13 protein-coding genes are annotated in these 13,122 nt (G+C 32.2%); 4 read left to right on the top strand and 9 right to left on the bottom strand.

Annotated features, from left to right (window positions below; translation table 11 throughout):
- Positions 1-22 precede the first annotated feature (22 nt).
- The 9 genes from lysA to bioD all read right to left on the bottom strand — a co-directional run bounded on the left by lysA (position 23) and on the right by bioD (position 8,596).
- Positions 23-1,225, bottom strand: a complete 1,203-nt coding sequence (gene lysA / locus QZZ48_RS02745; protein ID WP_294961711.1) for a diaminopimelate decarboxylase — start codon at positions 1,223-1,225, stop codon at positions 23-25.
- 115 nt (positions 1,226-1,340) lie between these two features.
- Complete coding sequence (locus QZZ48_RS02740; RefSeq protein ID WP_294961708.1) at positions 1,341-2,411, bottom strand: LptF/LptG family permease; 1,071 nt, start codon at positions 2,409-2,411, stop codon at positions 1,341-1,343.
- Between the two features lie 18 nt (positions 2,412-2,429).
- Complete coding sequence (pth, locus tag QZZ48_RS02735; RefSeq protein ID WP_294961705.1) at positions 2,430-2,987, bottom strand: aminoacyl-tRNA hydrolase; 558 nt, start codon at positions 2,985-2,987, stop codon at positions 2,430-2,432.
- A 2-nt stretch (positions 2,988-2,989) separates the two neighbouring features.
- Entirely contained in the window at positions 2,990-3,526 is a 537-nt protein-coding gene (locus QZZ48_RS02730; protein WP_294961702.1) for a 50S ribosomal protein L25/general stress protein Ctc, read from the bottom strand.
- Positions 3,527-3,579: 53 nt separating this feature from the next.
- A complete protein-coding gene (locus QZZ48_RS02725; RefSeq protein WP_294961699.1) occupies positions 3,580-4,767 on the bottom strand; it encodes a PilT/PilU family type 4a pilus ATPase in 1,188 nt (395 codons plus the stop codon).
- The gene (locus QZZ48_RS02720; RefSeq protein ID WP_294961695.1) at positions 4,764-5,744 is read right to left on the bottom strand and encodes a transaldolase; all 981 of its coding nucleotides are present in this window, start codon (positions 5,742-5,744) and stop codon (positions 4,764-4,766) included. Before QZZ48_RS02720 ends, QZZ48_RS02725 begins: the two co-directional genes overlap by 4 nt.
- 380 nt (positions 5,745-6,124) lie before the next feature.
- Entirely contained in the window at positions 6,125-7,063 is a 939-nt protein-coding gene (locus QZZ48_RS02715; RefSeq protein ID WP_294961693.1) for an aminodeoxychorismate synthase component I, read from the bottom strand.
- On the bottom strand, positions 7,053-7,928 hold the full coding sequence (locus QZZ48_RS02710; RefSeq protein WP_294961691.1) for an aspartate carbamoyltransferase catalytic subunit: 876 nt from the start codon (positions 7,926-7,928) through the stop codon (positions 7,053-7,055). The genes QZZ48_RS02715 and QZZ48_RS02710 overlap by 11 nt, the downstream gene beginning before the upstream one ends.
- A 20-nt stretch (positions 7,929-7,948) precedes the next feature.
- Complete coding sequence (bioD, locus tag QZZ48_RS02705; RefSeq protein WP_294961688.1) at positions 7,949-8,596, bottom strand: dethiobiotin synthase; 648 nt, start codon at positions 8,594-8,596, stop codon at positions 7,949-7,951.
- Between the two features lie 49 nt (positions 8,597-8,645).
- Between bioD and QZZ48_RS02700 the strand changes: the two genes are divergently transcribed.
- Genes QZZ48_RS02700 through aat form a run of 4 tightly spaced genes read left to right on the top strand, consistent with a single transcriptional unit; the run spans position 8,646 to position 13,060 of the window.
- Positions 8,646-9,881 carry an aminotransferase class I/II-fold pyridoxal phosphate-dependent enzyme gene (locus QZZ48_RS02700; RefSeq protein ID WP_294961686.1) on the top strand — a complete coding sequence of 412 codons (1,236 nt, stop codon included), beginning with the start codon at positions 8,646-8,648 and terminating at the stop codon, positions 9,879-9,881.
- Positions 9,882-9,887: 6 nt separating this feature from the next.
- Positions 9,888-10,187: an ATP-dependent Clp protease adaptor ClpS gene (locus QZZ48_RS02695; protein WP_294961685.1), complete on the top strand. Its 300-nt coding sequence runs from the start codon at positions 9,888-9,890 to the stop codon at positions 10,185-10,187.
- Between the two features lies 1 nt (position 10,188).
- On the top strand, positions 10,189-12,381 hold the full coding sequence (gene clpA / locus QZZ48_RS02690) for an ATP-dependent Clp protease ATP-binding subunit ClpA (protein ID WP_294961682.1): 2,193 nt from the start codon (positions 10,189-10,191) through the stop codon (positions 12,379-12,381).
- The gene (gene aat / locus QZZ48_RS02685) at positions 12,362-13,060 is read left to right on the top strand and encodes a leucyl/phenylalanyl-tRNA--protein transferase (protein ID WP_294961679.1); all 699 of its coding nucleotides are present in this window, start codon (positions 12,362-12,364) and stop codon (positions 13,058-13,060) included. Before clpA ends, aat begins: the two co-directional genes overlap by 20 nt.
- Positions 13,061-13,122 lie beyond the last annotated feature (62 nt).

Raw genomic sequence — 13,122 nt, 5'->3', positions numbered from 1 at the left:
TTTTGCCCATTACCTGTACAAATTATAAAAATTCTTTCTCTAAAGCAACTAAATCCTCAAAGTTTTCTCTTTTTCTAACAAGTCTAGCTTCACCATTTTGCACTGCAACTTCAGCACTTCTACCACGAGAGTTATAATTACTTCCCATACCAAAGCCATAAGCTCCAGCACTGTGAACAACAATCAAATCATTACGATTTAACTCAGGTAATAGACAGTCTTTTGCGAAAAAATCACTACTTTCACAAACAGGACCAACGATATCAACATTTCTCACATCAGATGTAGAATCAGTAATAGCTTGCACTTTATGATAAGCACCATAAAGACTTGGACGAAGAAGATCATTCATAGCCCCATCTATAACTACAAACTTTTTATCTCCATTTTGTTTTTCATATAAAACCTTACTCACGAAGTAACCTGCATTTGCAGTTAAAAATCTTCCTGGTTCACAAATAACTGTCAGATCAAGACCTTTTAGAGTTCCTAAAATAGCTTGTGCATAGTCATATGGTTTTATTGTAACTTCATCATCATAAGTAATACCAAGACCGCCACCAACATCAAAAAACTTCAACTCTATATCAATTGCTTCTAATGAACGAAGCATATCAGCTACGATTACTGCAGCTTCATATATTGGTTCTAAATGTGTAAGCTGTGAACCAATATGAAAGTGAACTCCAACTGGATCAAGAGACTCTGAGTTTTTTGCAAGTATAAACATTCTTTTAGCCGTGTCTATATCAACACCGAACTTATTATCATGTAGTCCTGTAGAAATGTAAGGATGAGTCTTTGGATCAATATTTGGATTAACACGAATACTTATACGAGAAGTTTTATTTAATTCTTTTGCTATAACTTCAACACGAAAGAGTTCTGCTTCACTCTCAACATTGATGTAAAGTATATCTTTTTGTATTGCTTCACGAATTTCATCATCACTCTTTCCAACACCAGAAAAGATAATTTTATATGCTGGAACTCCTGCTAAAAATGCGCGACGTACTTCACCAATAGATACACAGTCTGCTCCACTACCCAAATCTGCAAAGTGCTTAATTACACTAAGATTTGAGTTTGCTTTTACAGCATAAGCTAAGATAGATTTTCTACCTTTAAAGGCTGATTTTAACTCTTGGTATTGTTCACTCATGTAGTCTAAATCATAAACGTAAAGAGGTGTTTTATACTCAGATGCTAGTTCTTTAAAATTCATTATAAAATTTCCAAATATTTTTTAAATGATTTTACCAAAAAAGTGCTTATGTTTTTGTTATAAAACATATAAGCACTTTTATAGATACAAAAGAAGTCTTAACCTTGTCTTATAATTAAGTAGCTAAGCGGTACTTTCGCCATTGTCTAAGAGATATTAAAAAGAGAATGAGAACTGGTGCGACAACACCAACTTCACTTGAAATTGTTTTATTATTTGATAGTTCAATAAGCATAAAAAGCACTCCCCAAACCAAAAGTGTTGCAAGAATAGCTCCAAAACTAAAGAGAGAAACATTTAAAAATCTTGCACTAATAGGAACAAAAAAGAAAATAATTACTACTAAACATGGTACAAAAAATGGGTATACAAATATCTTGTAAAGTGCCCCTTTTATACTGCTTGTATTAATATTTTGATCCTTAAGCAAAAAGAGTGCGTCTATTGCATCTTTAATAGTAAAGTTCACCTTACCTTCATATACCTGATCTAGCATTTTTGGTCTAAAACCATGTAAGATATTTAGACCTTCTTTATGGTCAACTTTTATACCAAGTGATTCATAACTCATATTATCAGGTTTAGTAATTATGTCTGCCTTAGCTATATGCCAAGACTCATTTCTATATATAGCTTCTTTTGCTATAACTACCTCTTTGAGTGAGTTTTCTTTAAGAGTAAAAACTCTAATTCCCTTCGCTTTTTCTTGAAGAGGAAGCATTTGAGAGAAATAAATATACTTATCTTTATATATAAAAAATAGGTCTTTTGTAGGACTTAAGTAAGCAGAGTTTTTACGAATATTATTTGAAAACTCATCTGCGCGAGAAAAACTTGGAAGTGCATGTAAAGATATAAAAATGACTACTATTGTGCTTGAGACAACAACGAAAGGCTTTAGCACATCTACTCTTGAATAACCCAAAGAGTAAAAAGAGACCAGAGCATTTGAACGAATAAGAAATATCTTTGTAGATACCATTGCAAATATAAGAGATAATGGGAGAAGCATATCTATGGCAAAAAAAGCTTTGTAAACAAGGTAAATTAAAACTAAGTTAGCTGATTGCGATAATGAGTCTGCATTTTCCATATAATCAAATCCAACAAGGAACATTACAAGTGCAATCAAGATGACTGAAAAATATTTTAGATAATGAAAGGAAATATATTTAAATGCCATCATTGTATATTCCTTTTTTTCTTATTTTAGCTGAAATTTTTTAATCGTGTACTTGGAGCTAACATCTTCTAATGAATTTTCCAATAGATTCTCTACAGCTTCACAAGCATGAGTTATCCAGTTATCAACGTGCTCTGATTCAGCTGAGGAAAAATCACCTAAGACATAAGATGCAACTTCACCCTTATGTTCAGGTTTTCCAATTCCAAGTCTAACTCTTGCATACTCACGAGAAATCATTTGATCAGCTGATTTAAGCCCATTGTGACCACCGTGACCGCCACCAAACTTAAAACGAAGTGTTCCAAAAGGAAGGTCTAAATCATCATGTATTACAACTACTTCATCTATTTTATAAAACTTTTTAACAGCTAAAATAGAGTTACCTGAAAGGTTCATATATGTAAGTGGTTTTAATAAAAAATGATTTGAAAATTTGAAAAGTTCACCATTAAATGATGAAGATGAAAGTTTTTTAGCATTTTTTCTACGAATCAACTCATCAATAACCATAAAACCTATATTATGGCGATTTTTTGCATATGCCGGGCCAGGGTTACCCAGTCCGACTATTAGCATGATTATTTAGCTTTAATAATACTTACTACAGCTACACGATCAGAATCTAGCATAGTAACATTAGGAATTGCATCTAAATCACGAATTAGTTTAGAATCACCAGTATCCATTTCTGTTACATCTATTTCAAATGTATTTGGAACATTTTCAATAGCTCCTTTTACTGTTAAACGAGGTTTAGCTTTATGAAGTAGACCTTTGTTTTTAACACCTATTGATTCACCAACTGCTACAACTGGTACATTATAAGTAGTTACAACACCTGGTTGTGCTACCATTAAATCAACGTGTAAAAGATTACCAGTTACCGCGTGAGCTTCATATGATTGAACAACAACATTCAACTCTTTACCATTCAGTGATATTCCAAACGCCAAAGTTTCTTTGTTGCGAACAGCACGGATATATTCATTCATTTTGAATGCAGCATTGATATTCTCAAGCCCTTTTCCGTAGATGTTTGCAATTAGATATCCATCGCGGCGAAGTGCGTTTGTGCCTTTTTTGCCAATACTCTCTCTAATTATGCCTTCTAACATATTAAATCCTTAATAAAAAATGTTCGGGATTATACACAACAAAGATTTAAAATCTACTTTAAATCAAAAATATCATCACTTTTATTGATTTTAATCTCTTTTTCTTCACTTGTTGTAGGATTTTTAACTGTTTTAGACGAACTCAGTCCACTCATTCTTAACTCCAAATCAGATGCACTAGTTGCATAATCTTTTGCTTTAGCTTTTGTAATGATTCCATCGTTATATAGTTCTAAAATATGTTGATCAAAACTTTGAGACTTATAATGATCTCTACCTTTTTCAATAGCGTCTCTAATCTCATAATCACGGTTTTCCATAATAAGCTTTTCAATAGTTGGAGTACGAACAAGAACTTCCATTGCAGCACGTCTTCCGCCATCAACTGTTGGAATGAGTCTTTGTGAAACTACTCCTTGAATAACTCCAGCAAGAGATATTCTCACACGATTCTGCTCCTCTGTAGGGAAAGTAGAAATAATACGGTTAATAGTCTCTTTTGCGTCTATTGTATGAAGAGTTGAGAAGACTAAGTGACCTGTATCTGCTGCATGTAAAGCTAGGTTGATTGTCTCTCTATCTCTCATTTCTCCAACCAAGATAATATCTGGATCTTCACGAAGAGATGCACGAAGTGCTGTTCCAAAAGAGAGAGTATCTTGCCCAACTGAGCGTTGATTAATTATACATCCCTTATCTTTATGAACAAATTCAATAGGATCTTCAATAGTTATTATATGCTTTCTCTTTGTAATATTTATCTCATTAATTAGAGCGGCTAGAGTTGTTGACTTACCACTACCAGTAACTCCTGTAACCAAAACCATCCCTCTTTCTAATTGAGTAAAGTCTTTAATTACATCAGGAAAATTTAGTTCTGCAATTGAAGGAATTTTTATTGGGATAACACGAAAAACTGCTGATACTCCATCCATTTGAAAGAAAATATTTACACGAAAACGATTTCGCTCATCAAAAGGATAAACTAAATCTATCTCTTTATTTTCTATAAACTCCCCAAATCTACCTTTGAGCAGTTCCTTAGCAAATGTAAGAGCATCTTCTTTTGCAAAAATTTCACCAGCGAATTGGACGATATTACCGTTAATCCTTGCACGAATAACAGAGTTTGCTTTTACATGAAGATCACTTCCTCCAAGCTCAATCATTTTTTTTAAATAGACTCTTATCTTATTTAATTGAACAAAAGTTAACTTACTAACATCTACTGAATTACTCATAAAGACTCCAAAATATCTTTAAATGCGTCCTTAAAAGATTCTAGTCCATCAGAAATCTGCTTATCAAGAACAGCTTCAAAATCAATACCTGCATTTTTCACTTTAACAAAATGCTCTTTTATAACTTTTTCAGAAATTGGAAGAGCTTTTTTCTTCTCACCACCCTTATGAAAAGCTTCTATAGTGTCAATTGGTGCTGTATTTACACTGTTATATGCTAGAAGTTTATCAACATAATAATACGCAGGAAGTGAATCATCTTTTACACCTGTACTTGCAAAAAGTGTTCTACATCCATTAACGTTCATATCTTCTATAGTTGCATATATATCAGCAGTGTTGTAGATGCCACTTAGAGCCACCTCAACACTATTCTTATTTAGTGTTGCATCTAAAGCACGGTCAACTCTACTAACGAAGATGCTAATTACAGTATCAACTCCCTTTTTATTTCTCTGAGCTCCACGCTCAAAAGCTTTAGCACAAGATATCGCTTGAGATTTTTTAAAGATGAGAGTTGCATTTACAGGGATACCAGATGCACTTAACTCTTCCATTGCAATGTAACCTGCCTCTGTAGCAGGAACTTTAATCATCACGTTATCTCGTCCTATTTGGGCAAAGAGTCTTTTTCCTTCTTTTATTGTTGCATCTGAATCATCACAAAGAAATGGATCAACTTCTATACTTACATAACCATCATCTCCTGCATCATAAAGTGGTTTTAAGATATCAGCCGCTTTTTTGATGTCGTAAATAGCGACAGCTTCATACTTCTCTTTAGCACTTAAAGCACTTAGAGATGCAAGTTGCTCTTTATATGCTGGTGAATTTAAAATTGCATTTTTAAAAATAGCTGGATTTGAAGTTGCTCCATTGATGATTCCAGCATTAATTAATTCTTTAAATCCTTTATCTAAATAATCTCTCTCAATAAAATCTGCCCATAATGAAAACTTCAAATCTTCTATATACATTTATTAAATCCTATATAATTTTTTATCTATTATAGCCCAAAGTTTATCAAACTTTTTTAAATTAATTAAAACTATCAAATGAAGAGTTATTAATATATATATTACTTCACTGTTTACAAAGATAATATTTCCAATCATGTCAAAGTATAGATATATTTCAAATAGGTACTCATCGTATATATTTAGATTTACCAAAACTAGTACCAAGATGCAAAGAAGTGAAAAAATTATATATGAAAAATATTTATAAAATTTGTGCAGTAGATATGAAGCAATAATTAAAAGTATAAAATAAAGAGTGTAATAATTTGAAGCAAAAATATAGAGTAATAAAATATGAGAAGATAGTGCACTTAAGAAAAAAACTATCCTTTTGAACATCATGGCAGATAAACCTTGTCTAGTAACTCATTGTATTCGAGTTTAGCTTCACTATCTAAAGTCAAACCTCCACCACTTTTATAAATGTATCCATTTTCAGTTTTTTCAACATAACGAATCATAACTCCACTATCAAAGCTCTCTCCATCATAGATGCCAAAGACACCACTAAAGAATCCTCTATCGTATCCTTCAATATCTTTGATTATTTTTAATGTACTTTTTTTTGGTGTCCCACTTATACTTCCTGCTGGAAGAAGTGATTCTAATATTGTTCCTATTCTTTCATGCCACTCATTACCAACATTACCACTGATATGTGAGCTGACTTGTAATAGTTCTTTTTCTCCAGAGTCTATTTTTTGTACGTATCTAAACTCTTCTACTTTTACATCAGATGCAACTATTGATAAATCATTTCTCAAAAGGTCAACTACCATAGTATGTTCTGCCATCTCTTTTTCATCATGAAGAATTTTATTTTTTGCATCTTCTATTGATGCGTCTATAGTGCCTTTCATTGGAAATGTATTTATTGTTGAATCTTTTATACGGATGAATTTTTCAGGAGAAAAGCAAACAAATTTATCTTTGTACCTTAACTTATAGTGAGCATTCGCATTATCGTATATTTCTTTTAAAGTTAACTCAGAGTGAATTTTTGTTGGCGCGGTTAGGTTTAAGAGATATGTATCACCAGATTTTATATGCTCAATTACCTCATCAAACTTTTTTTTATACTCTTTAAAGTCAATGGCGTGTTTTTTAAAAAAATTCTTATGTTTTTTATGAGTGTAATTTTCGTTGATACAAAATTCTATATCGTGTGAGTCTAACTCACATAAAGGAATCACTTCTATATTTTGTGCTAAAAAGTCACTTATAAATATAAAAGGCTCTCTATTTTTACCAAGAGAGTTAATATCTTTAAATGTCATGGATGAGTTTTTTTAAAACCGCCATTCTTATTGATACACCGTTAGTAACTTGTTCTAGTACCTTACATCTTTTATCTGCTAAAAGTTCATCGCAGATATCTATGTTTCTGTGCACTGGACCAGGATGTAAAATAAGAATATCTCTATCACCTACTAATTCTGTTGTTATACAAAAGTCACTCGCATAATCTTTAAGAGATGCATAACTTTGAGAAGAGTGTCTCTCTGTCTGAGTTCTAAGACTCATAATAACATCAACATCATCTATTATTTCATTTAAAAAGTGAGTAGTTTTTAGAGCAGTTTTTGGTAAAAAATGAGGAGGAGCAACAAGTATTACTTCCATACCAAATCTAGTAAGTAGTTCTATATTTGAGTTAGCAACTCTTGAGTTTTTTATATCTCCAACTATCGCTATCTTTTTACCTTTTACATCGCCAAAGTGCTCTTTTAAAGTAAACAAGTCTAAAAGTGCTTGTGTTGGGTGAGCATGAGCACCATCACCTGCATTGATTATTGCAGATTTAGTATGGTTAGAGAGGATTTTAGGAACACCTGAATTTTGATGGCGAACAACTATTGCATGTGGGTTCATGGCATCTAGATTCATTGCAGTATCTACAAGAGTTTCCCCTTTTTTAGTAGAACTCTTCGCTGCATCTAAGTGAATCATCTCTGCGCCTAATCTTTTTGCAGCTATCTCAAATGAACTTTTTGTTCTTGTAGAGTTTTCAAAAAACAGTGTTATTACAATCTTATCTTGTAATATTCGATCAAATTTTCCATCACTAAACTTTCTTGCATCTGCAAAAATACCTTCTATCTCTTGTACTGTAAAATCATCTGTGCGAATTAAGTGTTGCATATTCATCTTTTTAAATTAATTTACAGATTATACAAGACATCGCATATAGTGTCAATATTTCGGTCAACTTTCATAACTTCAAATCCTGTTTTTAAAAAATAAGGCTCAGAAACACTAGAAAAGCTATCATCATTATCACGGCAGTTAAAAGCAACAACGTGTTTAATATTTTCATTTTCAAGTAGTCTTTTACTAAGCAGAGTATCATTTATACATCCAAGTGAGCAGTGAGTCACAAGTAATGTTTGAGCTTTAAAATATTTTATCAAATCAATCATCATCATATCTTCGTCAATTGGAACCAAAAGCCCACCAGCCCCTTCTATAAGGAGAACATCACAAATCTTTTCTAATTTTTCTACCGCTGCATCTAAAACATCTAAGTCTAACTTTGTATTGTTTGATGAGATAAAAGGAGCAGCAGGCAGTTCATAAGTTATAGGTACTATATCTTTTACAGATAAGTTTTTAAATTGACTATTTAGCTCTTTAACACACTCTAAGAGTTCACTTCCATCAGGTGCAAAATCATCAACAACTCCAGTCTCTATAGGTTTTATAACACCTACCCTTAAACCACGAGATGCAAACTCACGAAGTAGTAGTTTTGTTGTGTAAGTCTTGCCAATATCTGTATTTGTCGCTGTTATAAAAATTCGTTTTCTCATATTTATCTCTACTTTGGTATAATCTCTTATAATTTAAAGGCTTATATTAATGAATAATTTTGAAGAGTATTGTACCAAATTTGTCCAGTCAGTTGGAAATAAAGAAGGAGCTGTTAGTCCAGCTCTTACAAATTCCGCATCTTTTGCTTATGGAACACCTGAAATAGCAGAGGTAATTTTTGAGGGAAGTGTTAAAAAACCACTTTATTCTCGCATGGGAAACCCAACAACAGCTAAACTAGAATCAATTATGGCAGAGATGGATGGTGGGATTGCCTCAATAGCTACGAGTTCTGGAATGGGAGCTACAACTCTTGTTTGTATGTCACTTCTTGCATCTGGAGATGAGATAATCTCAATCGGTGGTCTTTTTGGTGGAACATATGCACTTTTTTCTGAAACTCTAACTCGTTTTGGAATAAAGACTCACTTTTTTGATGTTGATGATTTTTTAGAAATTAAAGAGACAATAAATGACAACACAAAAATTATCTTTTTAGAGAGTGTTGGAAATCCAAATATGAGACTTCCAGATATTAAACGCATCGCTAAAATTGCAAATGACGCAGGTATTATTTTGGCTGTAGATAACACTATTACTCCTCTTAGCATCTCTCCATTAGAGCTTGGCGCAGATATCAGCATCTATTCAACCACAAAAATTATCTCTGGAAACTCTTCAGCTCTTGGCGGATGTGCAGTGTTTCGTGCTCTAAAAGAAGGCGATGATAAGCTAAAATCTCCAAGATACAGTTTTTTATCAAATTTTATAAAAGGTGCTGGAAAGATGGCACTATTTGCAAATGCTAAAAAAAGAGCCTTAAGAGATTTTGGAATGAGCGCCAATGCAAATGCAAGTTACCAAACGATGCTAGGACTAGAAACTCTACCTTTAAGACTATCTAGAATTACAAAAAGTGTAGAAGTGATAGCTTTAGCCCTTGATAAATCTGGTTTAAATATCAACCACCCGTGTATAAAATCACATCCACATAATGAGAGATATTTAAATGATTTTAAAAATGGTTGTGGAACACTATTTACGATAGACATGGGAAGTAAAGAAAAAGCATTTGAATTTTTAAATAAAACAAAACTTGCTACACTAACCGCAAATATTGGTGATAATAGAACCTTGGCTCTTCACATGGCATCTACAATTTACAGAGACTTTGATGATGAAATAAGAAAGTTTTTAGGAATTAGTGATGGACTGATTCGTGTCTCTATCGGTCTAGAAAATCCTAATGATATAATTAACGATTTTATTCAAGCTGCAAGGTAGTAGATAATGGCTACAAATACAGACTTAGAACTTTATGATGAAGTTAAAATAAAACATCCAAAAAAATACAAAGTCTTTCTTTTAAACGATGACTATACATCTATGGATTTTGTAGTAGATATATTAATGAGTATATTTCATAAAAGTTATGCACAAGCTGAACAAATCATGCTTGATATTCATAAAAAAGAGCGTGGTTTATGTGGTGTATATACTCATGAAATCGCTGAAACAAAGATTATGCAAGTGAGAAGAAAAGCTAAAGACAATGGTTTTCCACTAATGGCCATTATGGAGGAAGAGTAAAATGATAAGTACAAATTTAAATGATATATTTCAAAAATCTATTCTTTATGCAAAAGAATTAAGACATGAGTACTTAACAATAGAGCATGTATTTTACCTACTGTTAAGTTCCAAAGATGGAGCAGAAATAATCCAAACCTGTGGTGGCGATGTAGATAGTATGAAAAAGGCTCTGAATGAGTATATATTAAAAAATATAGACACACTTCCCCAAAACATAAAACAAGATCCTTATGAAAGTGTAGCTCTGTCTAGACTAATAGACAATATGATAAAACATATTCAAAGTGCTCAACAAGCAAGTGCAGATATAGGTGATTTATTGGCTGCTTTATATGATGAAGAAAATAGTTTTAGTTATATTCTTTTAAATGAATATCAGATTTCTAGACTTGGTATACTAGAGCTAATCTCTCATCGTGAACCAAACTCTGAATCTGAAGATAAAGAGTCTTTTCTTGATAAGTATTGTATAAACTTATTAAATAAAGCAAAAGAAGGAAAAATCGACCCTGTAATTGGAAGAGATAGTGAGATAAAAAGAGTTGTTCAAATTTTATGTAGACGTAAAAAAAACAACCCTATCTTAGTTGGTGAAGCTGGTGTTGGTAAAACTGCAATTGCCGAGGGTTTAGCACTAAATATCTCAAGTGGTAGTGTCCCTGATATTATAAAAGATGCAGAACTATTTGGACTAGACCTGAGTTCTCTTCTAGCTGGTACAAAATACAGAGGAGATTTTGAAAAGCGTTTGAAAGGTGTAATGGATGAGTTAAAGTCACATCCAAATGCTATATTATTTATAGATGAAATACATACTCTTATCGGTGCTGGAGCAACAAGCGGTACTATGGACGCAGCAAATCAGCTAAAACCAGCACTTGCATCTGGAGAGTTAAAGTGTATGGGTGCAACAACATTTGCAGAATATAGAAATGGTTTTGAAAAAGACAAGGCACTTAGCAGAAGATTTTCTAAAGTTGATATAAATGAGCCATCAGTAAAAACAAGTTATAAAATTTTAAAAGGTCTAAAAAGCAGATATGAAAAACATCATAATGTTACATATACGAATGAAGCTTTAAAAAATGCCGTTGAATTATCAAAAAGATATATTACTGATAGATTCTTACCTGATAAGGCCATAGATATTATAGATGAAACTGCAGCTTCGTTTCATTTAAAAAATTCTAAGAAAAGAAAAGTTACTGCTTATGATATTGAAAAAACAATTTCAGGAATTATTGGAATCTCAGGTTCTAAAGTTACAAAAGATGAAACTAATTCACTTATGAATCTAGAAAGTGATCTAAAACAAAAAGTTATAGGTCAAGATGCAGCAGTTTTAGAAGTAACAAAAGCTATTAAAATATCTAAAGCTGGACTTACTCCCTCAGACAAACCTATTGCCTCATTTTTGTTTTCTGGTCCAACTGGTGTAGGAAAAACAGAACTCGCTATTTCACTTAGTAAGGTACTTGGTGTCAATTTTGAAAGATTTGACATGAGTGAGTATATGGAGAAACATGCACTATCTCGATTAGTTGGAGCGCCTCCAGGTTATGTCGGTTTTGAGCAAGGGGGTCTTTTAACAGAAGCTATAAAAAAACATCCTTATACAGTTTTACTTCTTGATGAGATAGAAAAGGCACACCCAGATTTAGTAAATATTTTACTTCAGATTATGGATAGTGCCACTTTAACTGACAACAATGGTTATAAAGCAAATTTTCAAAATGTTATTCTTATCATGACTTCAAATATTGGAGCAAGTGCAAGAAATGTTATGGGATTTAATAAAGATGAGAACATCTCGCAAAATGAAGAGTTAAAATCTTTTTTCACTCCTGAGTTTAGAAATAGACTAGATGCAATAGTAGACTTTGGTCAACTTAGTATTGATACGGTCAAAGATATAGTCCTTAAGTTTATTGATGAGCTTAATCTAGAACTTAAAAAGAAAAAAATAACTGTAACAATATCTCAAAAGGCTAAAGATTATATCGCGGAGAGTGGTTATTCTAAAGAAATGGGTGCAAGACCATTAAAAAGATATATTCAAGATAATATTACAAATAAACTTAGTGAAGAGATACTATTTGGTAAGTTAAAAAATGGTGGTAAGGTTGAAGTCGGATTTAATAAAAAACTCATTCTTAGGTTTAAGCAACTAAATGATTCCACAGCTAAATAAGTATGAACTAAAATTTCCTGATGTATCCAAAGCTAACGCTGATGGAATTTTAGCTTGGGGAGGAGACTTAAGTCCTTCTAGACTAATTCATGCATATGAAAATGGAATATTTCCATGGTTTAGTAATGGAGACCCTATTATCTGGTGGTCACCTAATCCAAGACTTATAATGGAACTAGATGATTTTAAAATAAGTAAGTCACTTAAAAAAAGCATGAAAAAATTTACATACAAGTTTGATAGTAACTTTGAAGAAGTGATGAATAGATGCTCTACAGTACAAAGGAATGATCAAGCAGGTACTTGGATTAGTGAAGAGATTATAGAAGCATATACAACACTACACGGGATGGGAATTGCACATTCCATTGAAAGTTATTATAATGATGAGCTAGTAGGTGGATTATATGGAATTGTCATAGGTAAATTATTTTGTGGTGAATCAATGTTTGCACAAGTAAGTGACGCTTCTAAATCTGCTTATGCCGTTTTAATAAAACACTTAAAAGAGTGGGGATATGACTTTATAGATTGTCAGGTTCCAACAAATCATTTAAAGAGTTTAGGTGCTAAAGAAGTTACAAGAGAATATTTTATAAAAAGACTAAAAACAGTAAACATGGAAAAAATAAATAATAACTGGGAAGTCAATAAAGTAGTAAATAGAAGTATATATTAGAGTAAAGTCATGTTTTATACTAAAAGATAGTTAATAATAAATTGAGATGTAATGATTGATTG

Source organism: Sulfurimonas sp. (assembly GCF_016744025.1).
GTDB lineage: Bacteria > Campylobacterota > Campylobacteria > Campylobacterales > Sulfurimonadaceae > Sulfurimonas.
Note: the sequence above shows the minus strand (reverse complement) of the source record. Positions and strands in the feature narration are given on the sequence as shown.